21 protein-coding genes are annotated in these 22,645 nt (G+C 36.9%); 16 read left to right on the forward strand and 5 right to left on the reverse strand.

Translation table 11 applies throughout. From position 1 onward, the window contains the following. Positions 1–255 precede the first annotated feature (255 nt). From LJY09_RS09330 to LJY09_RS09340, 3 genes are all read left to right on the forward strand, one after another. Positions 256–3,774, forward strand: a complete 3,519-nt coding sequence (locus tag LJY09_RS09330) for an SIR2 family NAD-dependent protein deacylase (RefSeq protein WP_228307688.1) — start codon at positions 256–258, stop codon at positions 3,772–3,774. A gap of 544 nt (positions 3,775–4,318) precedes the next feature. After that, positions 4,319–6,478, forward strand: a complete 2,160-nt coding sequence (locus LJY09_RS09335) for a DNA topoisomerase III (protein ID WP_228307689.1) — start codon at positions 4,319–4,321, stop codon at positions 6,476–6,478. A gap of 117 nt (positions 6,479–6,595) precedes the next feature. Continuing rightward, positions 6,596–6,994 (forward strand): PaaI family thioesterase, encoded by a 399-nt coding sequence (locus LJY09_RS09340; RefSeq protein WP_098626762.1) that lies wholly within the window; start codon positions 6,596–6,598, stop codon positions 6,992–6,994. A gap of 4 nt (positions 6,995–6,998) precedes the next feature. Here the strand turns inward: LJY09_RS09340 and LJY09_RS09345 are convergent, their stop codons facing one another. Next, on the reverse strand, positions 6,999–7,628 hold the full coding sequence (locus LJY09_RS09345) for an NUDIX hydrolase (RefSeq protein ID WP_028413672.1): 630 nt from the start codon (positions 7,626–7,628) through the stop codon (positions 6,999–7,001). A gap of 136 nt (positions 7,629–7,764) precedes the next feature. Between LJY09_RS09345 and LJY09_RS09350 the strand changes: the two genes are divergently transcribed. Beyond that, positions 7,765–8,454, forward strand: coding sequence for a DUF421 domain-containing protein (locus LJY09_RS09350; protein ID WP_228123063.1), 690 nt, complete (start codon positions 7,765–7,767; stop codon positions 8,452–8,454). 119 nt (positions 8,455–8,573) lie between these two features. Further along, positions 8,574–8,753: a hypothetical protein gene (locus LJY09_RS09355; RefSeq protein WP_081732878.1), complete on the forward strand. Its 180-nt coding sequence runs from the start codon at positions 8,574–8,576 to the stop codon at positions 8,751–8,753. A gap of 23 nt (positions 8,754–8,776) precedes the next feature. On the opposite strand, the gene LJY09_RS09360 is transcribed toward LJY09_RS09355, so the two are convergent. Next, entirely contained in the window at positions 8,777–10,294 is a 1,518-nt protein-coding gene (locus LJY09_RS09360; RefSeq protein ID WP_228307690.1) for an alpha/beta hydrolase, read from the reverse strand. A gap of 256 nt (positions 10,295–10,550) precedes the next feature. On the opposite strand from LJY09_RS09360, the gene LJY09_RS09365 reads away from it, so the two are divergent. The 4 genes from LJY09_RS09365 to LJY09_RS09380 all read left to right on the forward strand — a co-directional run bounded on the left by LJY09_RS09365 (position 10,551) and on the right by LJY09_RS09380 (position 15,777). Then, positions 10,551–11,462, forward strand: coding sequence for an AEC family transporter (locus LJY09_RS09365; protein ID WP_028413669.1), 912 nt, complete (start codon positions 10,551–10,553; stop codon positions 11,460–11,462). A 125-nt stretch (positions 11,463–11,587) separates the two neighbouring features. After that, positions 11,588–13,087 carry a glucose-6-phosphate dehydrogenase gene (gene zwf, locus LJY09_RS09370; protein WP_034268269.1) on the forward strand — a complete coding sequence of 500 codons (1,500 nt, stop codon included), beginning with the start codon at positions 11,588–11,590 and terminating at the stop codon, positions 13,085–13,087. Between the two features lie 149 nt (positions 13,088–13,236). Continuing rightward, positions 13,237–14,292 (forward strand): tartrate dehydrogenase, encoded by a 1,056-nt coding sequence (locus tag LJY09_RS09375; protein WP_028413668.1) that lies wholly within the window; start codon positions 13,237–13,239, stop codon positions 14,290–14,292. A 273-nt stretch (positions 14,293–14,565) separates the two neighbouring features. Continuing rightward, complete coding sequence (locus tag LJY09_RS09380; protein ID WP_028413667.1) at positions 14,566–15,777, forward strand: MFS transporter; 1,212 nt, start codon at positions 14,566–14,568, stop codon at positions 15,775–15,777. A gap of 118 nt (positions 15,778–15,895) precedes the next feature. Here LJY09_RS09380 and LJY09_RS09385 read toward each other — a convergent pair whose 3' ends face one another. Beyond that, on the reverse strand, positions 15,896–16,219 hold the full coding sequence (locus LJY09_RS09385) for a winged helix-turn-helix transcriptional regulator (protein ID WP_014460492.1): 324 nt from the start codon (positions 16,217–16,219) through the stop codon (positions 15,896–15,898). Between the two features lie 356 nt (positions 16,220–16,575). Here LJY09_RS09385 and LJY09_RS09390 point away from each other — a divergent pair, with 356 nt between their 5' ends. The 3 genes from LJY09_RS09390 to LJY09_RS09400 all read left to right on the forward strand — a co-directional run bounded on the left by LJY09_RS09390 (position 16,576) and on the right by LJY09_RS09400 (position 19,538). Further along, entirely contained in the window at positions 16,576–17,325 is a 750-nt protein-coding gene (locus LJY09_RS09390; protein WP_028413666.1) for a GTP cyclohydrolase II, read from the forward strand. Continuing rightward, complete coding sequence (ribD, locus tag LJY09_RS09395; RefSeq protein WP_033578754.1) at positions 17,322–18,413, forward strand: bifunctional diaminohydroxyphosphoribosylaminopyrimidine deaminase/5-amino-6-(5-phosphoribosylamino)uracil reductase RibD; 1,092 nt, start codon at positions 17,322–17,324, stop codon at positions 18,411–18,413. The genes LJY09_RS09390 and ribD overlap by 4 nt, the downstream gene beginning before the upstream one ends. Before the next feature lie 249 nt (positions 18,414–18,662). Beyond that, positions 18,663–19,538 (forward strand): helix-turn-helix domain-containing protein, encoded by an 876-nt coding sequence (locus LJY09_RS09400; protein ID WP_014460489.1) that lies wholly within the window; start codon positions 18,663–18,665, stop codon positions 19,536–19,538. A 303-nt stretch (positions 19,539–19,841) separates the two neighbouring features. On the opposite strand, the gene LJY09_RS09405 is transcribed toward LJY09_RS09400, so the two are convergent. Continuing rightward, entirely contained in the window at positions 19,842–19,988 is a 147-nt protein-coding gene (locus LJY09_RS09405) for a hypothetical protein (protein WP_013056671.1), read from the reverse strand. A gap of 12 nt (positions 19,989–20,000) precedes the next feature. Then, positions 20,001–20,225, reverse strand: a complete 225-nt coding sequence (locus LJY09_RS09410) for a DUF3892 domain-containing protein (protein WP_013056672.1) — start codon at positions 20,223–20,225, stop codon at positions 20,001–20,003. A gap of 104 nt (positions 20,226–20,329) precedes the next feature. Here LJY09_RS09410 and LJY09_RS09415 point away from each other — a divergent pair, with 104 nt between their 5' ends. From LJY09_RS09415 to LJY09_RS09430, 4 genes are all read left to right on the forward strand, one after another. Next, positions 20,330–21,010, forward strand: a complete 681-nt coding sequence (locus LJY09_RS09415) for a class I SAM-dependent methyltransferase (RefSeq protein ID WP_028413664.1) — start codon at positions 20,330–20,332, stop codon at positions 21,008–21,010. Positions 21,011–21,075: 65 nt separating this feature from the next. After that, complete coding sequence (locus LJY09_RS09420; RefSeq protein ID WP_013056674.1) at positions 21,076–21,204, forward strand: YuzL family protein; 129 nt, start codon at positions 21,076–21,078, stop codon at positions 21,202–21,204. A gap of 366 nt (positions 21,205–21,570) precedes the next feature. Next, positions 21,571–21,849 (forward strand): CD3324 family protein, encoded by a 279-nt coding sequence (locus LJY09_RS09425; RefSeq protein WP_285852074.1) that lies wholly within the window; start codon positions 21,571–21,573, stop codon positions 21,847–21,849. 142 nt (positions 21,850–21,991) lie between these two features. After that, positions 21,992–22,636 (forward strand): FusB/FusC family EF-G-binding protein, encoded by a 645-nt coding sequence (locus LJY09_RS09430; RefSeq protein ID WP_228307691.1) that lies wholly within the window; start codon positions 21,992–21,994, stop codon positions 22,634–22,636. Positions 22,637–22,645 lie beyond the last annotated feature (9 nt).

A 22,645-nucleotide genomic window follows, 5' to 3' on the forward strand; every position in this document is an offset into this window, starting at 1 on the left:
ACATTATTTTTGGTTATAGAATACCAAGAAGTAAATATTTCTCTTGAATTTTAAAGAAAATAATCTTGACATGAAAGTGAAAAAGGAAGTATTAAGTGGAGTTTAGAATAGAAAATATAGATTGTAATGAAGTTCTTTCTTTAGTCACTATTATGTTAATTATAGAAAGTAATCGGAATCTTACACTCTATTTCTCCAATTAATGAATTACTTTTAATATTATATAAACCCAGTTTTGGTTAGGAGCGAATAAGGTTGAATAAAGACCCTGAAAAATTATTTGAAGAAAACTTAGTAATGTATCCACATCTAAAAAATATCCGTGATAAACTGTGGGCAAACGATAAAAAAAGTGGAGTATCACTGATGGTCGGTGCAGGTTTTAGCTTAAATGCTAAAAAGATTGAAGGTTCTTTTGAAGGCATGGCAGTCTGGAATGACTTGAAAAATAGGCTAGTTCAAGACTTAACACATCATTTTGATATAGAATATAAGGATGTTTTAGAGATTGGTCAAATATATGTTAAAGAATACGGCCGAGCAAGTTTAGATGAAATTTTAAAAGAGGCAATTCCAGACGAAAATTATGAGCCAGATCAACTACACTATAACTTATTACAGTTACCTTGGTCTGATGTGTACACTACAAATTATGATACTTTATTAGAACGTGCAAAAAAGCTTATATATGAACGAAATTATGAAGTTATTTACGATATTAGTGACATCCCTAGTTCTATTCAACCTCGTATTATTAAGTTACATGGGAGCTTTCCGGCTCATAGACCATTTATTTTCACATCTAATGACTATAATGAGTACCCTGAAAAATTTAGCCCTTTCGTAAATATGGTCCAGCAATCCATTATGGAAACTACATTTGTATTAATTGGATTTTCCGGTGAAGACCCAAACTTTAATAAGTGGACAACTTGGGTATTAGAGAACTTAGGGGAACATATGCCAAAGATCTATATGATAGGATATGGACAAAAACATCGCAAATCTGAACTTGAGGAAAAGGGGATTACTTTAATAGATTTTGAAGAATTATACAAAGATTGTGAAAGACCATTTTATTCCATGTTCGCTGACTTGTTTGAATTTTTATCGTATAGAAAAAGAGAAGAAAAAACTAAGTGGCCACATATGAGTTACGGAAGTACTAATATAAATGATTTAAAATATAACCGAGAGACCTACCCAGGATGGGTAGTAATGCCAGATGAAATTAGGAGAAAATATGCTAATTTAATTCGCGTATCTTTATATGATTTTATAAGTGATATAAGAGAATTGAATAACCAGGTTACAGATTTTATAAATGAGGTTCTATGGTGTTACGAGAAGTTCTCTATTCCTTTTGATTCGCATATACATGAGAAATTTCAACAAATAATTGATCAACAAAATCAAGAAAAAATATGCGAAGAGTTATTTCCACTAATACTTCGGTTATTGAAAGAAGCTAGGCTAGATTGTAATATTGAAGATTTTAATAAATATAGAGGTTTGTTAAAAGAGCTTAATTTAAATAAAGAGCAGCAACATAGATTTGCGTATGAGCAAATACTATACAGTTTGAATTTCAATGATATAAGTGCAGTTGAAGAACTTATGAATGAATGGCTTGTAAGCTCAAAAGAGATAGAGTGGGGAATTAAGAAGGGGTCAATATTTTATAGAATCAATGAAAAAAGCAAAGCACAAAAAATGTTTGAAGAATATCTACAAACAATTAGAAGTTTACTAGCGATTAAGTCAAATGATTTTCGATTACTTTCTCTAGAAAGTATAGCTTTATACCATCGTAATAGAATTATAGGTAACGATGATTATGGTTACGATAGGTTGAGGTATCTAAGTAGTAAGCATTGTAACGCTAACAAGGAATTCGAAAGAACCATTATATCTATAAAAAAATATGAGAAAACTTTTGGAACTAGCAAAAAAAGAGAGTTTGATCCTGGAGTAGAGAGCTCTTTAACGAGTTTTGGGGACCCTATAAAACAAGAAATCTTAGATTCATTTGCTGTATCCGAAATACAAGAGGCATTTAATTTATTCATAAATAATGAAAGTCGATATAACTTAGCACTTGAAAACTTAGATATAAATCATCCAATATACTCTCAAATTAAAAGAATAGCACGTGCAACTGCGAAAAATATAGATAAAATTTATTCAAGGGAAGTTGTGTATAAATTAAGTGACTATAATCTTAATATACTTGTAACTATAGCTAAAAATACATTTATCAATGAAACTAAAAGCAATGTAAATATTTATACGTCTTTAGAGGTTTTATCTAGAATATATTTTGCGCTCCCACTAGAAGTCCAGAAAGAACTTGATATACTAATTATTAAGTTTATTAATGAAAGAGAAAGCTTTCAAATGTTGGACAAGAATGTTTTAAGTAAAGTAATAAAAAGGTTTATTTTTGCAAAAGGTAATGAGGATTCTAAAGTGTTTTGTGAGCAATTAATAAGTACTAAGATTATTAGCCAAAAGCATAAAGATAAATCTATTTATAAAAGAAGTTTCTTCGAGCCTTTTATTGAAATTTTTTCAATAAAAGAGAAAGTGCATGGGATGAGTATTTCTGAAGAAACATTGTTGAAGTTATTAAAGAAACTTAATAAAGAGAGTGATTATAGTATTAAAGAAAGTGCTCTAATTAGGTTAACCTTTCTTGCTTTAGGTAACAGTCTCCCAGAAAAATACTATAAAGATTTCATATCTATTATCCAGCTACTTCCCAAAGATAAAGATCAAGGTATAAGTGATTTTGTATTCAGTGCCACATTTGATAAGCTTATTAATTCAAAAGGGTTAATAAGTAAGGAGACAAAGGATGAATTTATAAATAAGGATATCCCTACTTTTTATCAAAACGGTTTAATTAGCGATAATTTTACGTTATTAGATTACTTTAATGAATTAAAAGGGATTCTACCTGATTATATAGGTATTATAGAAAAAGAAATCTCAAATTTTACATTATATGAAGAATGGTTGCAAAAATTTTATTTATGGTGGGATTCTCAAAAAGAAGGGGTGTTAATAAATTCAAGAAAAACAGATTCTTTAATTCCAGATAGAGATTACATAATTCCAATAATTACAGTCTTAAAAAATAATATATGGGGCACTATTCCTGAGAATTATTTAAGTGAAAAAGATAAATTTAAAGCGAAACAAATATATGTTGAAATTAATAAGAGAAGGCCTGACGTATCTGCGTATTTGGTTCCTTGCCTGGATAGGTTAAAAGTTGATCTCAACTATTCTTTAAAAGACTTGTTATCTGATTTCTTTGATGGTGACACTTCAAAGGTAGAAATGCTAGGCAATATTTTATATGATTATTTAGTATTTATGGAAAGAGGAGAGGTTGAAAGAGATTATACGGTTATAAAAACAGAGTTATTCAATATGATGAAATATGGTGCAGGTGAAGTGCTAAAAATAGCGACTAACGTACTTTATCTTGTATTTAAAAATATTCCGTCAGTAATTAATGATAATGATTGTAATTTCATTATTAATTATGTTAATAATTATTTGAAAAAGGTCAAAGAAGACTACTTTAAGACTTTAACACAGGAAGATTTTGAATTAATTTCTAGTTTAGCAAAGATGATTGCTTGTGTTACCAAAAACAAATCTACGATTGTAGGTGAAAGGTTAAACGATTGGAGAGACTATATTTCAAATCATCGTTTGCCGGAAGTAAACACAAATAGAGATTTATTCCAAAGTCTGCTATAAATAGAGGTTTTGTTGAACTTGGAATAAGGCTTTTGAAGTTACGATAGTAATATATCAGTAATAAAAATAAAGAAGTCTGTCTTCTGTAAGATAAGGCTTCTTTATTTTGGTTATTTAAATAAGTACATCTTTTTATCTCTAATGTATCTTCTTATATTATCCTTAAAAATACTTGTTTAATAAAGTGAATCATCGACAATTTACAAGCATTATTGTTTACTTTACTTTATAATATTATAGCTGATAAAAAAATTAGAAACGCTACATGTGGTAATAATAGGTTATTTTAAATTTTAGGAAAGTGTTTTAATAAAGCAATAATAGAAAATTGAGATGCATACTTCTCTAAGTGATATTGTAACGGATCCGTGTATGAAAGATTTTCCTATTGAAGAGAGAAAATAATATTTGAAATTTAAAAATAAATTACTTGAAGAGATTATTTTCAGTTATTGATGCTTATATTGAGACTTGTTTGACTTTTAGAAAGGTCAATCAATACTTATACCTTTTAAATTCTGTAGAAAAGGAGATTGACTTAAAAATGGGGAAAGTATTAGTGCTAGCAGAAAAGCCGGATCAAGGATCGACGCTCGCTTCACAGTTCAAGCCGAAGCGTCACGACGGCTATTTAGAGATTCCACCGAATGAAGTGTTTACAGACGGAGCATATGTAACGTGGGCAGTGGGGCATTTATGTCAGCTTGTAAGTCCGGAAGATTATAAGCCGGAGTGGAAAAAGTGGTCAATTGACACGCTGCCGATGATTCCAGACCGTTTTCAATATGAAGTGACGCGCTCAAAAGCGAAGCAGTTTCAAGTGGTAAAAAAGCTGCTTAAAAAGCCGACGGTCACAGAAATTATACATGCGGGAGATGCGGGGCGGGAAGGAGAATTAATCGTCCGTAATATCATCCAGCTCTCAGGTGTGCATAAGCCGATGAAACGGTTGTGGATTTCTTCTTTAACACCAAAAGCCATTTATGATGGATTTCAACAGTTAAAAGACGAAAGCGACACGCGCAACCTTTATTATGAAGCATATACAAGAGCATGTGCGGATTGGGTCGTTGGGATGAATGCTTCACGCGTGTATAGCATCTTGTTAAAAAAGCATGGCATGTCAGATGTTTTTTCAGCAGGACGCGTGCAGACACCAACGCTTGCTTTGATTGTAAAGCGTGAAAAAGAAATTGATAATTTTAAATCAGAGCCTTTTTGGGAAGTGCTTGCTAAGTTTGATATTGAAGGAAAGAAGTATGAAGGCAAATGGCATCAAGACGGAGAGTCGCGTCTTAAAGAAAAAGAAATGGCGTATAAAATTGCTCAGTTTTGCGAAGGCAAAGACGCGGAAGTTCATGAACTCGTAACGGAGCGAAAAGAGTTCCAGCCGCCTTTATTATTTAACTTATCATCACTTCAAGCAACGGCGAATAAAGCGTTTAAGTTTTCACCTAAAAAGACGCTTGATGTGCTGCAAGGGCTGTACCAGAAAGGAATTGTTTCTTATCCACGATCAGACTCAAACTACGTAACAGAAGGCGAAGCGGAAACGTTTCCTGAGATTTTAGAAAAGCTGAGTGCTTTTTCTGAATATGAGCATTTATTTCCGCTTCCTTACCCTTCAATTTTAGGAAATAAACGCTACGTAAATGCAAAAAAAGTGAGCGATCACTATGCGATCATTCCAACGGAACAAGTGAAGGACCCTAGCAAACTGTCAGGAGACGAACAGAAAATTTACGACTTAGTCGTAAGACGTCTAATTGCGGCACACTACGAAAAAGCGATTTTCGACTATACAACCATTACGACACTTGTGGAAAAGCGAGCCGCTTTTATTTCAAAAGGAAAGCAGCAAATTCAAGAAGGCTGGCGTAAGGTAATTTTTCAAAATGAGAAAGATGACGACGTTATTCTTCCTAATGTTCAAGAAGGCGAAGAAGGTAAAGTTATTAAAGTAGACGTAAAAGAAGGCAAAACACAGCCTCCAAAACGCTACACCGAAGGTCAGTTGATTACATTGATGAAGACAGCGGGTAAGCATTTAGATAATGATGAGCTGGAGAAAATTTTAGCAAAGTCAGAAGGCTTAGGAACAGAAGCTACGCGCGCTGGAATCATTACAATGCTTAAAGATCGTAAATATATTGATGTGAAAAAAAACCAAGTGTTTGCGACTGATAAAGGAAAGGTATTGATTGACGCGATTGGAGATAAAATTTTAGCTTCACCAGAAATGACGGCTAAGTGGGAGCAGCGTCTAGCTGAAATTGGGCAAGGAGCAGCATCGGCCGCTACTTTTATGGAACAAACAAAGAAACTGTCAGCTAAAATTATTGAAGACGCTGTCGAAGCAGAAAGCAAGTGGAATTTCAGCGGATACGACACTGAATCCATTCAGCGAATAGGCAAGGGAAAAGGTAAAAGTTTTTCCTCTAAATCGTTTGGTCCATGTAAGCTTTGCGACGGAAAAGTAGTCGATAAAGGTTCATTTTACGGATGCTCAAACTATGTAAAAACAAAATGTACGTTTACCGTATCGAAAAAGATTTTAGGTAAAACAGTCACGCAGGCTAATTTAAAAAAACTGTTAGGCGAAGGGCAGACAGACTTGATTGAAGGCTTTAAAAAAGGTGATAAGACCTTTAATGCGAAGTTAGAATGGAAAGAAAACAAAGTGCAGTTTTTATTTGAAAAGTAGAGAAATAAAAAGCGCTTGCTAAAGATAAAGAGCAGGCGCTTTTTGTATGTAAAAACAGGAGTTTTCCAGCCTTTCTAGAATTTCCTACATAGCTTATTTATGTAAAGGATGAGATTAATGAAACGAACGAGTAAAGGGATGATTCCGTTTTGGGATTATATTGGCATTGAAGAAACGCTGCTTGAAAAAGGATATGCAGAGTTGAAAATTACGATTCAACCGCAGCTTCTGCAAGGAAGAGGAACGGTTCATGGAGGCGTTATTGCCACGCTTATCGACGCGGCTGTTGGTTCGGCTGTGCGTTCTTCTCTTTCTGAGGAGGAAAGTGCCAGTACAGTTGAGTTAAAAGTAAATTACACAAGGCCGGGTATAGGCGAATATTTAGTTGCAAAGTCTACATTGTCTCACCGCGGCAAAACGCTTGCTGTTGGAGAAGTGAAAATTGAAGACAGCAGCGGCAAGCTTGTTGCGCTTGGCAGTGCAACATATATGATTTTTTCAGCAAAAAAAGCTTAGGATTCTAAGCTTTTTTTGCTGAATTCAGCTGCTGACTAATACATGCAATAATTGTTTTATAGTAAGCTTTGGGATGGGGAGCCAATTCACTTTTATGTGCTGTACGGTGAATTGGCTCTTTTTCATTTGTTATCCCTTCAATGATCAGTTCTGTTTGATTTCCAAGCCACAGTTCGCAAAAGTTAGAAAAAGGCGCTTTTACAAGTCCTGATACTTCTTCTTGCTGCAACGTAAACGCACTAAGAGGGTGAGAGCTGTAGTATAAAAATACATGTGCAAATTCTTTATCAACATAGTGCGGCTGAGATACTTCGTATTTAAAGACATCTAAAGGAAGCAATTCATCAAATGAAATGTTGACGCCGAGCTCTTCGTGAATTTCTCTTACACCGTCCTCAGCGGTTTCTGTATGAAGCAAATGTCCGGCAGCTGTGATATCGAGTGCACCGGGGTAATCTTGCTTTTGCTCGCTGCGAATTTGGAAATAAATATAGTCTATATCATTTTCGCGGCTGACAAACCAGCAGTGAAACGCTTCGTGCCAATAGCCTTTTTCATGAACTTCTTTGCGAGACGCTGTTCCTATGCGCTGCTGTTGGTTGTTAAATATGGTTAACACTTCATCGTTCATCATAAGTCCCCCAATTTGTTTCCTACTTCTTTCTACTCTAACCTGCCGTGAAAGGTATGTAAATAATGGAAGATGAAAATCTGCTTTGATACATACAAATATGCACAAAATAAAAGATACATCAATTTTAGTAAAGAAGGTGCATGCGTTGAATCATTGGATGGAAGTAGTACTTCGTTCGGTGCTGATTTTACTTGGCTTGTTTTTTATTACAAAGCTGTTAGGAAAAAAACAGTTATCCAAACTTTCTTTTTTTGAATATATCGTTGGCATTACGATTGGAGATATTGCGGGAACCATTTCAATGGACGTAGATTTACAGGCAAGTCATGGGGTAGTCGCGATTTTAGTGTGGGCATCGTTTCTTATTTTTGTCTCAAACGTATCGTTAAAAAGTATTAGCTTTCGAAAAGCGGTGGAAGGGACGACGACGATCCTCATTAAAGAAGGAAAAATTCTTGAGGAAAATGTAAAAAAAGAAAAATATACCGTAGATGAGCTCATGGAACAGCTTCGGAAAAAAGACATCTTTTATGTGGAAGACGTCGCTTTTGCCATGCTCGAAACAAACGGCGAATTAAGCGTGCTGTTAAAAAAAGAAAAGCAGAACGTTACGCGTGAAGATTTAGTACTGAAAGAAGAACATACAAGATTACCTCAAACGATTATCATGGACGGAAATATAATGAAAGAAGCGGTTCATGAGCTGGGGTATAGCGTAGCGTGGGTTAAAGAACAGCTCAAAGAGAAAGGTGCTGCAGTCGACAAAGTATTTTTAGGGCAAGCAGACTCAGCGGGTCATCTCTATCTTGATTATTATGAAGACTGAGGCTAGGACAAACGTATTTTAGCCCAAGTGAAAAACGAACCACTAATCAACATGTTGAATAGTGGTTCGTTTTTTTGTGATGGTACATATCGTTTTATCTGTTTCGTTCCCTCTAGCAGTTGATTGGAGGGCAAGGTAAAGGCTCCTGCGGAAAAAGCGGATCAGGTGAGACCCCGCAGGAGCGCAAGCGACGAGGAGGCTCAGCGGCCGCCCGCAGAAAGCGAAGTCTTGCACGGAAATCAACTTCGGTGTCACAAGCAGTCCAGCTCATGTATCTCATTTGTTCGCCTTTAGGCTGAATTCATTTCGTTATGTCTCAGCCTCAGCGGGGATCTACTTCTCGTCCAGATTTTATGTCGATGACTTTAAGGCTGTCTTTTGGTGCTTTAATATCTTTACTTGCAGGCGCTGCTTTTTTATTTTCTACCCAGTCTACTAACAAATCAAAAGATTGATGAGCATATGGGAGCAGGGGCTGAAGCTCTTGATTTGGATCCGTTTGTTTATTCCACACTAAGCTATCAACGTGATTTCCGTTTTTCACAGTATAAAGGCGATGAAGATTTGCCTTGCCAGCTTTTTTAACGAGTTTTTCATAGCCTTCGGCGTGAATAGACGGGAAGATAAGTGAATCGAGAGAGCCAGTCATACTGATAAGAGGCACATCGATATCGCCCGTATTTTCTACTTTTGCTACATTTTCTTTTACGCTTTTTGGACGGGTTTGATAGCGATAGTTTTCAAAGATGTAGTCCCATGAACGGTCGCGCAGGCCTGATGAAGTAAAGTTTAAATAGTTGTGCCAGTTTGTTCTTCCTGGAGCTGTCGGATCAAAGTGGTCACGGTAAATGTTTAAAGTGACCGCCCAGTACACTTGATCATGATAACTCCACAGTTTTTCTGATCCTTTCGGAAGGCCGGCTTTATACATTTGTTTAATAGCTTTTTTCTGCTCTTTTCCCGTTCCGTACAGCGCTTCTTCCGCGTTGTTTACAACCGGTGTTAGTGAGCTGATTAAATTTGGCGCTTTTGCACTCCACAATACGCCTTCCCAATCGACGCCTCCATCAAATAAACGAGGCTCTTTGGTTTGTTTTGGATCGTCGTGTTCAAGTGCGTATCTGACAACGTATCCGCCGTTTGAAATGCCAATTGCATACGTGGGTACTTTATGATCGTTTCGAATCAAATCGCTTGCAGGGTTTTTTCGATTAGCCGGATTGATTAGTTTGTCTGAGTAATGAGTAGTCAAGTATTGCTGAGCTGCTTTTGTCATTTGACGATAGCGCATATTCCATTCTGCTACGCTGTCGTCTTCATTAGCAAGCGCATTTTTTACTTTAGCAAAAGGATCGGTAGGATCACTTTCTCCTTGTGTTCCTTTATCAATTGCAGCAAACGCATAGCCTTTTTTAAGAACGTAATCGCTGAATAATAAATCGGTGGACGTTTCGTTGCGCGTAGCAGGAATGCCGGCTACCACAAGTTTTCCATTCCAGTTATCAGGAACCCGGATGACGAATTGAGCGTCTTCAAAAATTCCATTTACTTGCGTTCCTTTAACCGCAGCGGGCTGATTGATTCGATACCAGCCTGATTCATTTTCAGCTTTTCCCCAGTTATAAGGAGTAAGCCCGATGTTTCCATAGAGCGTAGCCTGCTGATATTGAGCCAGGTTTTTAGTCGTCAGCCAGTTCCCGTTCGCTCCGTCAAAATAGGTTTCTGCTGATTGATCAGCATTTGGAATGACATCTGTTTTGTTAGCAGCTTCAGCAAGAGATCCTGAAGCGGAAAAACAAAGAGCAGCAGAAAAAGTAAGCGCTATCATTTTTCGTTTCACGTTTCTTCCTCCTCATGAAAATACTCATACCTTTTAAGTAAATTCCATAAAAAAGAAAAATGTCCTGTTTTAAAATCAATTTAGAAGAAAGTTTTTGCGTTTGTTTCTAAGCTGTTTTTGTCTGACAAATAGGTAAACTGCATCCAATTCTCTAGTTTCTTTTTAGGCTGCTTATATTATAATGAAACAAGGATTAAAAAAGACAGGGTAAAACAATCGATTAAATAAGTATAAAAGAAGGTAAGGGAGTAGGTCTATGAGTAGCTTTAACAGTCAGTTTTTGTATTCCATTACAATTATTCTATTAGGATACATACTAAAACGAACAAACCTCCTTCAGCAAAAAGACGGGGAAGCTTTAGCAAGAATTATTTTTAATATTACAATGCCTTGCTTGATTATTGTTACATTCAGCAGTATTAAAATTGATGGATCGCTTATTTTACTATTAGTTATTGGGATTGTCTATGGCTTGCTGTTAGCTGCAGTCGGAATTTTTGTTTTTCGAAAAGATGAGCGAAAGGTGAAAGGCATGCTGACGATGATGATTCCAGGGTTTAATATTGGAATGTTTGCCTATCCGTTAGTAGAAGGCATTTGGGGAAAAGAAGGGCTTAAATACTTTGGTATGTTTGATGTCGGAAATGCTTTTGTTATTTTTGTTTTATGCTACGTAATTGGCAGCTACTACTCAGGGGATGATATTGACATTGAATTTAAAAAGATTTTATACAAAGTATTAAAATCGATGCCGCTTCTGACCTATGTAATCATTTGTCTTCTTGCGATTATAGGCCTTCATTTACCAGCATATGTATTAGACGTCTCAGGTATTATCTCTAAAGCGAATATGCCGCTTTCTCTTTTGCTTTTAGGCGTATATTTAAATTTTTCGTTCCAAAAAAGCTACTTAAAAAAAATTATCATGTTTTTAAGCATTCGCTACGTGATCGGACTTGGCGTAGGAATTGCGCTGTTTTTCTTGCTTCCATTTGAAGATATGTTCCGGTATACAATTTTAGTTTGTTTCATTCTACCCGTAGCGGGATCCGTTTTACCTTACGCAGTAGAATTCAAATACGATCAGAAATTTGTCGGGACCGTTTCAAATATGACCATTTTGCTTAGCTTTTTGCTGCTGTGGGGAATGACAAATATTTTAATGTGAATAACAAAGGACGCTCGCACTTGTGAGCGTCCTTTTTGATGAAAAAAGGATATTCCCAAATAAACAGAGGTAAGCTAGGAGAAGAGAAAATCCATCATACATACAACCTGACGGGAGGAAAAAACGTGGAGTCCTTAACTTTTGTTTTATTTGGCGCAACGGGTGATTTAGCAAAAAGAAAAATCTTTCCTGCTCTTTATAATTTATTTACAGACAAAAAGCTCCCTGATACTATTTCTATTATTGGATCAGGATACGAGCAGCTATCTCATGAGGATTTTAAAGAGCGTGTAAAGCAATCTATAAACGATTTTTCAAGACGGAAAATGGAAAGTAACGAGGAAGATTTTTTGTCGCTGTTTCATTACCAAGCAGTAGACGCAAGCAAAACAGAAGATTACAAACAGCTGCTAAAGCTTGTGAATGAGCAAGAAACAACTCATAGAAGTAAAGGAAATCGTTTGTTTTATTTGTCCGTAGCACCAGAATACTTCGATGTAATTGCGCTGCATATAAAAAAAAGCGGCTTAGACCAAACGAGCGGCTGGAAGCGTCTTATGATTGAAAAGCCATTTGGACATGATCTTGCTTCTGCAAGAAAGCTTAATGAAAAGCTAAGCAGTACGTTTAAAGAAGAAGAAATTTATCGAATTGATCATTATTTAGGTAAACCGATGGTGCAAAATTTAGAAGCGCTTGAATTTACGAACCCTGTACTGCAATCATTGTGGAATAACAAACACATTGCGAATGTCCAAATTACAGCAAGTGAAACAGTCGGTGTTGAAAATCGTGCAGGGTATTATGATCATACGGGAGCCATACGCGACATGATTCAAAATCATATGCTGCAGGTTCTCATGATGACAGCCATGCATCTTCCAAAACGAATTTGCTCAGAAAACATTTTAGAAGAAAAGCAAAAAGTAATGGAGTCACTGAGGAAAATTCCAGCACAAGAAGTAGCTCGCGATGTTGTACGAGGACAATACGGAAGCGGAGAAATTGATCACAAATCTGTTAAAGGATACAAAGAAGAGCCCGGCGTAGAAGCAAACTCTAAAAATGACACGTTTGTAGCCGCTCGCTTATGGATTGATAATCCATTTTGGAAAGGTGTTCCTTTTTATATTCGAACGGGTAAACGAATGAAAGAAAAATCAACTCGTATCGTCATTGAATTTAAAGATTCGTTAAAAGGTCTGTATGAAACTCCTTATGATAAAGTAGCGCCAAACTTATTTATTATTGAAATTAGCCCAAGCGAAAACGTCGCTTTGCAGCTTAATAGCAAAAATCCATTAAAAAATGGTGTGATTGAGCCGGTTCGTATTACGTTTTCAAGAGAAGAAGAAAGTGTGCCGGAGGCATATGAACGAATTATTTACGACGCATTAATCGGCGACTCCACATTTTTTGCCCATTGGAAAGAAGTAGAGCTATCTTGGCAGTGGGTACAGCCAGTATTAGATGCATTTGAAGCTGATATGCTGCCGCTTTATGAATATCCATCTGGTTCACAAGGCCCTGAAGAAGCACAAAAATTAGTTGCACAGGAAGGCTTTAAATGGTGGCTCGATGACGATGAACATGGGGAAGCACCTGGAGTGTTTTTGCCGATTTGAAAAAGACATCTCTTTGAGGGATGTCTTTTTCACGGTTTGTATATTCTGAATTTTCTTGAGATGATTATTTTCCCTGCGTATAATCAAAAGAGTATAATGCATGAAGTATTGTGTATAGATCTATATAAAAAGACGCAGGGGGACTTTTGATGAAAACGTTAAAAATAGCGAATATACCAGGAGATGGAGTAGGGAAAGAAGTTGTTCCAGAGGCAGTTAGAGTTCTTCATACGATTGCAGAGCTTCACGGGGGATTAAAATTTGAATTTACAGAATTTCCTTGGAGCTGTGATTATTATTTGAAGTACGGACAAATGATGCCGGAAGATGGGCTACAGCAGCTTCAAGACTTTGACGGAATTTTTTTAGGAGCCGTAGGAAATTTAAATCTTGTGCCAGACCACGTGTCGTTATGGGGTCTGCTTATTAAGATTCGTCGAGAATTTCAGCAGGTAATTAATATTCGTCCGGCCAAGAGGCTAAAAGGCATCGCATCTCCACTAACGAACCCAAAAGACTTTGATTTAATTGTTGTTCGTGAAAATAGTGAAGGGGAATACAGTGAAGTAGGAGGCCGGATATATCAAGGAGAAGATCAAATTTCGATTCAAAATGCGGTTTTTTCTCGAAAAGGAACAGAACGAGCGATGCGCTATGCTTTTGAATTAGCTTCTAAAAGAAAAGCCAAAGTTACAAGCGCCACGAAGTCAAACGGAATTGTTCATTCCATGCCGTTTTGGGACGAAGTGTTTCAAGATGTTGCAAAGAGTTATCCTCATATTGAAACAGATTCCCAGCACATCGATGCGCTGGCGGCTTTCTTCGTAACAAATCCAAGTCGTTTTGATGTCATTGTGGCAAGCAATTTATTTGGAGATATTTTAACAGATATCGGAGCTGCTATTATGGGGAGTATTGGCGTTGCTCCTGCTGCAAATATTAATGTGAACGGAAAATATCCTTCGATGTTTGAACCGGTGCACGGGTCTGCTCCTGATATTGTCGGAAAAGGAATTGCAAATCCAATCGGACAGATTTGGACGGCTAAAATGATGTTGGATCATTTCGGTGAACAAGAATTAGGCAGTCATTTGTTAGAGGTTATTGAGCAAGTGACGGAATCGGGTATCATTACACCAGATGTTGGAGGCAGCGCAACTACTGGTGAAGTAACGGATCAAATTATTTCTCATTTAAAAAAGTGACGCTTCTAAAAGAGGCTGGGATAAAAGTAATGTAGTTGAAGGGAAATCCGAACGATTAATCGTTCGGATTTTTTCATTGTGATGGTGAATGTAGGTTTCATTTATCGATTTGTTTCTATAGAAAAATGAAATCGATAAATACATGTTGACACTTACATATATGAACCCTATAATAGTTTGAGTTGAGATAATTCGTATACATATTATTTATGGACTATGCTTTAGTTTGTTTTAATAAATAGGTACGAATGAAAAGATAAAAGGAGGAAAATCATGCAGAAATCGAAATTATGGACAAAAGATTTTTTAGCGGTCTCACTGACTAGCTTTTTTGTTTTTGTCATTTTTTATATGTTAACTGTCACATTGCCGCTGTTTGCAACGGATGAACTTCATGCAAGTAAGCAAAGCTTAGGGTTAATTGTGACAATTTTTTTAGTCTCCGGCATTGTGTTCAGACCGCTAGCCGGTAAGTGGATGACAACATTAGGACAAAAGAAAGTCCTATTAATAGGTGTCTTCATCTTTTTAATTGGTTCTATTTTATATATGAATATCCACTCATTATCAGCGCTGCTGCTGCTGCGTGTGCTTCATGGTATTGGTTTTGGAATGAGCACAACTGCTACAGGAGCAATTGTTGCAAATGTAATCCCTGAACAGAGAAAAGGAGAAGGGATGGGATACTATGCGACGTTCATGAATTTAGCGATGGTAGTGGGTCCGTTTGTAGGCTTAACGTTAACAAATACTTTGGGTCATACAGCGGTCTTTACCGTTGCGATTGTATCTTCTGTTTTAGCGGCATTATGCAGTTTAGTACTTCGTGTACCTGAGGTGGAGCCAGCTTCTTCTGCAACAAATAAAATACAGCCAGCTAAAGGTCTTGCGGCGTTTTTTGAATACCGTTCGCTGCCTATTTCTGTTGCTGGCCTTGTGGTAGCTTTTTCATATGCAAGTGTTATTTCGTTTGTGTCTATGTATGCAAAAGAAATGGGCTTTACGCAAGCTTCAAGCTTTTTCTTTGTTGTATACGCGGTGTGCTTATTAGCTTCTAGACCTTTTACTGGAAAATGGTTTGATCAATACGGAGAAAACAGCGTGGTATATCCGTCCATTTTATCTCTAGCTATCGGTATCTTTTTGCTTAGCCAAGCGACAACAAGCTGGGTGTTTTTATTAGCTGGAGCATTGATTGGATTAGGATTTGGAACGATTACATCAAGTTTTCAATCCATTGCTGTAAAAAAAGCTTCTCCTCATCGCCGAGGTGTCGCCACGGCTACGTTTTTTGTGTTTTTTGACTCTGGAATGGGGTTAGGGTCCTTTTTATTAGGTATTTTATCTACAGCAGCCGGATATAAAGGAATGTATGTATTCTGTTCCATTGTTGCTCTTTTAGCTATAGCAGTATACCTTGTATTGCACGGCCGAAAAAGCCAGAAACAGCGTATTATTTCTCAAAATGAATCATTAGGAAAATAATATAAATAAAAAAAGGCGTGCTCAAGGAGAGCATGCCTTTTTTATTTATGGAGCTCTAAAGAAAACGGCTGTGAGCACATCGATATTGAAGCCTTCCTGATTTCTTTAGAGATTTCTTTTATTCCACTTCTTCTTTTGTAATCCACTCACTGGACCATGTCTGAATTTCCTGAATTACCGGCGCCAGTGCTAATCCTTTGTCGGATAGCGAATACTCGATTCGAACAGGAGTTTCCGGAATAACCGTACGAATGACGATTCCTTCATGCTCTAATTCTTTTAAGCGCTCGGATAAGAGCCTTCCGCTTACTGGAAGTGCTTCTTGCATTTGAGAAAACCGCTGTGAGCCGGAAAGTAGCTGAAAAATGATCAAACTCGTCCAACGTTTCGTTAGTATAGTAACAGCCTTTTCAAAACGCGGGCAGAGTGCTAAACCGTCCATGTTATTACCTCCATTCTCTTCCTATATTATAAAACAAAGTCAGCATTTTATCTAGTGTTGTGTAATTTAATTACTTAAAGAACATAAATTACTTTAAGTTTTTATATTTTAATTATATAATTTATATAATTAAAGAATTTAATTACTAAAAGTAACAAAGAGAACATAAAAGCTTTACAAGATAAATGTATCGTCATATAATACTTTAAGCAAGTAAAGTTACTTACTTTTAGTAAGCTAATACATCAATTAAAAAAGATAAATGTAGTGAAGTGCTAGAAAAAATATTTGTTCATGTGAGAGATTGAGCACAATGTGAAAAGAGTAGATAAGTGAAAGACACATAAGAGGAGGAAATGACTGTGATTAACGAAAAAGTTGTTTCAATTTTAAAAGATAAAATTAATGTAGTAAAAAATGATGATCATTTTATTTATATAGTAGGACCTATCACGCTTCCGGTGAATCTAGATGGAGAGACACAAGTATTTAGTTGGTATTCATGGTTGCGTTCTGATAATGTAAAAGAAGGATCTTTAAGTACGGAAGAGCTTATTGAAAAAATGCAAGGAGCTAATTTAGCTGACATGCAGCAATCGAGTGTTCTTGTGTACGGAGATTTTCAAGAATCGCATGAGGCACTCATTCGTATGCACAGTATCTGCCATACGGGAGACATATTCGGAAGCAAACGCTGCGACTGTGGTTTTCAATTAAAACAATCGATGAAAATGATTGTCGAAAATGGAAGCGGAGCGCTATTTTATTTAGCAAATCATGAAGGACGCGGCATTGGCCTATTCAGCAAAGCAATGGCATACGTTCTTCAAGAAAACGGATTTGATACGGTAGAGGCGAATGAAGGGTTAGGATTTGAAGATGATACTCGCAGTTATAGCGAGGCCATCAGTGTGTTAAAAGTACTGCGTCAAAAACCTGTTACGCTGATTACGAATAATCCGAAAAAGCTAATCGCACTTGAGAAAAACGGCGCACTTTTATCAGGGCGCGTTCCACTTTGGGGAGATGTATCTCAGTTTAATGAAAAGTATCTAGACACCAAAGTTAAACGTTCAGGACACTTAAAAGAGGAGGTTCTTCTTTGATCAATCACGAATTTTATATGAATATAGCTTTACAAAACGCAAAAGCAACAAAAGGACAAACAGATCCAAATCCGCTTGTAGGATCTGTCATTGTAAACGATAATCGAATCGTTGGAATCGGTACGCATTTAAAAGCGGGAGAGCCTCACGCTGAAATTCATGCGCTGCGAATGGCTGGCGAACAAGCACAAGGAGCGACTGCTTATGTAACGCTAGAGCCTTGTTCACACCACGGACGTACAGGTCCTTGTGCTGAAGCGCTGGTTGAAGCCGGTGTAAAAAAAGTGGTCATAGCAACTTTAGACCCCAACCCTTTAGTAGCAGGTAATGGAGTTGAAATTTTAGAAAAAGCAGGCATTGAGGTCATAACAGGTGTATGTGAAGAAGAGTCACGTCAAATGAACGAAGTCTTCAATAAGTATATTGTAACGAAGAAGCCGTTTGTTTCGTTAAAGTCAGCGATTACGTTAGACGGTAAAATAGCTACTGCTTTTTCTCACAGCAAGTGGATTACGTCTGAGGCAGCTCGTTTGGATGTACATCAGCTGCGTCATGAAACGGCGGGTATCTTAGTAGGGGTGAACACGGTCATTAAGGACAACCCCGAGCTGACAACTCGCATCGAAGGCGGCCGAAGCCCGATTCGTATTGTGATGGATTCGAAGTTGCGTATGCCCCTTGATTCCAAGCTAGCAACGGATTCTTTAGCCCCAACATGGGTATTTACAAGTCAGGGCTATTCAAAAGAAAAAAAAGAACAGCTTGAGAAACAAGGCGTCGAAGTATTTGTCACAAGCGGTGAGGACAAAGTAAATCTTGAAGATATGCTTTCTATACTAGGTGAGAAATTTGTGTCGTCTCTTTTAATTGAAGGAGGCGGCGAAGTGAATGCCGCATTTCTAGAAAATCGTTTAATTGATAAATTGGTGCTGTATATGGCTCCAAAGCTTTCAGGAGGAAAAGAAGCTCCTACTTTTCTAGAAGGAAAAGGCGTAGAAAAGATGTGGGATGCAGTGGACGTGGAGCGTCTTTCTGTTACTTCAATTGGTAAAGACTTTAAATTTGTTGGATATCCTGTTTATAAATGAAAAATGTAAATGAGGCTGGAACAAAAATATGTTAGTTGAAGGAAAATCCGAACGATTTATCGTTCGGATTTTTTAGAGAAGAAAAATAATACACTATTTTACTCTTATAGATTAATTTGCTATTATAGGGAATGGTCAATTTCGAAACAGTGTATAAATTTTTAACGTGTTTACAGTTGACTATCTAAATAAAAGCACTATATGTTTATAGAGAGAATATATTATGTGAAAGTAAGGGTGAGAAAAGAGATGAGAGAGTATAGAATTGGGAGTGTTATGAGAGACCTTCGCAAAATGGCAGGGTTGACACAACAAGAATTATCAAGAGACATTTGTACACAAGCGCAAATCAGCAAAATTGAAAATGGTGAAGAATATCCATCAAGCATTACCCTCTATAAAATTTCTAAGCGCCTTGGCGTAGATGTTAACTACTTTTTTGATAGTGTAGAATCACCTCGACTTGATTACGTAGATGCGGTTCAATCGTTAATTCGTCAATATATTCGTCAGAGAGATTATGATGCTATTCATAATATCATTGTAAAAGAAAAAGAAAGTCCCCTGTTTCAAAATCCGCTGAACAAGCAGTTTTTAATGTGGCACGAAGGTATTTGCGTGTATTACATTCATCACAACAAAGAAGATGCGCTGTCTAAAATGTACCAAGCGATCGAGCTTACTAAGCAATCAGCAACGTTTTATAAAGAAAGAGAAATTGAAATTTTAAATAGCATTGGGATTATTCTTTATGAAGAGAAAGAGTATGAACAGGCTCTAGATACATATCAAACAGCACTCAAAAGCTTAAATGAGCTGCCCCAAACAAAAGACGAAAATATAAAAATTAGAATTTTAAATGCACTTGCCAAAACGCTTGGAGATATGAGTAACTATGATGAATCATTGATATATAGCAACCGAGGAATCGATTTGTGCATTAGTAATGAATCAATGTATTTATTTGGAGAACTTCATTACCAAGCAGGAGAGAGCTTAATCAAATTAGGTAAAATTGAACAAGGTAAAGAATATATGGAAAAGTCTATGACCATTTTCACCTTGCAGCGAAACGAGCGATTCGTCAAGCTAGTAGAAAAAGAACTTGAAGCTCTATTTGTTTAAAATATTCCTATCATTATAATTTTTGAGAAATTTCTATCAAAATGGAGGAAATCCATGGTTTTAAGGTGATAAATGCTGATAGAAAGGAATTCATCTACTTTTATCCTGTGATACACTAGAGTCAAATCAAAGAAAGAGGAGGAAATAATTATGAAAAAAGTATTAGTCGGTATGGCATTAGCGTTTACATTAGTAGCAGGTGTTGCTTCAGTTGGAACAAGCGTAGCAACAGGAGATTTTTCAACATTAGGTCTTCCAAGCCAACATTAATAAAAAAAGCCGTGCTAAAAAGCACGGCTTTTTTTATTGTGTTTTACTAGACTGATCTTTGTTGCGTTTGTTTCCCTTTGAATTATCCCCGCTTGAAATTTCTTCACCCATTTCAACAAGGTGGTGCTGCGTTTTTGGATTACTTTGATTAGCGCTTCCTTTGTTATTCTTTTTTGTCATATCCATTCTCCTTTAAAACGATGGCAATGCATCGAGATTATTTGTTTTGTCATGGTCAGGAATGCTGCGAATATACGTACCGCCGTCTTTCCCTACAAAGGTACTCACATGCTCAACGTCCCCAGCTTCTACTTTCTTTAACGCTTCTTCATAGGTTAAAACGTCTCCTGAAGCCGTTTGGAATTCTAAGAGGTCACCGTCTGCATTTTTACGTACTGCAACGAAACGTTCTTTCATACAAATAAACACCTTCCTTTACATCTATATGGTTGCTGAAATAGTCGTTTTTATTCATTATAAAAAGTGATAAGGTAAAGAAAAGAGTGCAAAGGGGATAAAAAATGACAACATTTAATTGGCATGATCAAGCTCAAGACGAGTGGAACCAAAAAGTATCATTTTGGAATAGCCGAAGTGAAGAAATGTGGAAAAACGGAAGTCGGAAAACAGTGATTCCATTTGTTCAAAAACATCTTAAATCAGGTGGTATAGTGGCAGACGTGGGCTGCGGTGATGGGTTTGGGACATCTCTTCTAGCTGCTTCTGGATACAAAACAATCGGTCTTGATTTATCGGAAGAAATGATTCAAAAAGCATCGCAGCTGCATAAAAGTGAAAATTTGTCGTTCGCTCAAGCTGATATTATGAAGCTCCCGCTGTCTTCTGAATCAGTAGAAGGGGTTATGGTAATCAATGCGTTAGAATGGACTGAGCATCCTCGATTAGCTTTGAAGGAATTGTACCGAGTTGTAAAACCAGGAGGATATGCATGCGTAGGTATTCTTGGGCCAACTGCTCAGCCTCGTACCAACAGTTATCAAAGGCTATATGGGGAAGACGTTATTTGCAATACGATGATGCCGTGGGAGTTTGAACAGCTTGCAAAAGAAAATGGTTGGGAAGTAATCGATGGCGAAGGTGTATATAAGCGAAATGTTACTGATAAGCTGATTGGACAGCTCCCAAATGAATTAAAGCAAGCCTTAACGTTTCTATGGCTATTTATGCTCAAGAAACAATAAAAACAGCACGCGTCTCCTTATATGTAGCTGTACAAAGGGTACACTACAAACTGGAGGTGAGTGACATGAGTAAAATTAAAAAAGACCGCTCAAAATCAGAGCTAGGTTCACCAAATGTAGAAGGACAAGGGACGACCACTTCTGAACAAGGTGTTCAAAGCAGTTCAGCTAACAAAAAGCAGAAGCGTTCATAACAAAAATAAAACGAACTTGCAGGGAGAACAACGAGCTCACTGCAAGTTCGTTTTATTTACGGTGTCATCTTTATAAGTAAGAAGGTATTGTCTGCAAGATTGCAGATAGCTTATAATAAAATCTGAGCCAATAATTGTAATTTTCTACAAGCTTGGTTTCCATTCGATGTAAAGCGGAGGTGTAATAAATGGTGAATAAAAGATATTTACCGGATACTGCAGCGTCTCATGCAAAGCCTGATATTAGAGAGGCGATACTTTGCATGGGGTGGACGGTTTAGTAATAGACATCGCCTAACCGAGCATATCTCATTTCTAATATATACGGCTTTGCCCCTTATTGTATAAGCAAAATCACATAAGGAGCTGGCAGAAATGACGTATGTAAAAGCAACAAATATTTTACCTGAAGAGCTGATTAGTGAAATTCAAAAATATATTCAAGGAGAAACCATTTATATTCCGAAGCCGCAGAAGGCAAGGAAGAAATGGGGCACTTGCTCTGGTGGAAGAAAGTTGATTGACGAGCGAAACGAACAGATTAAGACGTTGTTCAAAAAAGGAGCTTCAATCGAGGAGCTAGCCCGTGAATACTTCTTATCAACCGAAACCATCAAAAAAATTGTATATAAAAAGCAACGGTAAAAATCAAGCGCGGGCGACTGAATGCCCGCGCTTTTTTAGGTATAGTTTATTTCTGATTTATTTTTTACATTTCGTAAAAGGAATCCATACGGTAAAGTAAAAAGTAAAAAGTAGCTGATTACCTGAAGAAGGAGTGAAGATCGTGGAAGCGTTTATAAGAAATGATCAATATAACTTTATCAAAAGCCAAACGCAAATTCTTATCAATGGGTATGGAACAGTGAACAATTCCGATGTGCTGCAGGCTTTAAAAGCTCTTGCAAAAGAAAAAGTATTAAACGCGTTTGAAGTTCTTACTGAGGAACAGGAAGAGTTATTGCTACCGGTTGCTGAAGTTAAAAATAAAGAACAAGCAGAGGTGTTTTTAGAAACGATAAAGCCTTACGTGATTCCATTTAAATCGTTTACAGAAGCTGGCGTGAAAAAATTGTTTCCGAAAGTGAAAAAGTTAAAGATTCCTTCAGTTGATACCATTGATCTAGGGAGCATTTCATATGCTAGCTGGGTCGATAAAGGCTCAAACAAAAAGTTTATCGTAGCGCAGGATCTCTATACTCAGAAGCTAAAAGGTATTCAAGGAACGTTTAAACCTATCAACCAGAAGGGAATATGCACGCTTTGTCACAGCTACGAAGAAGTCGGTATGTTCACTGCTGAAATCAAAGGAACTGTTCAAGGAACATTTACCCAACGAGGAAATTATATTTGTCAAGATAGCGAAGCGTGTAATCAAAACTTGCTTACCTTAGAGCGGCTTCATGATTTTATGTTGAGGCTTAGTAAATAACATGAGGCT

It is taken from the genome of Priestia sp. J2 (assembly GCF_020790095.1).
Classification (GTDB): domain Bacteria; phylum Bacillota; class Bacilli; order Bacillales; family Bacillaceae_H; genus Priestia; species Priestia zanthoxyli.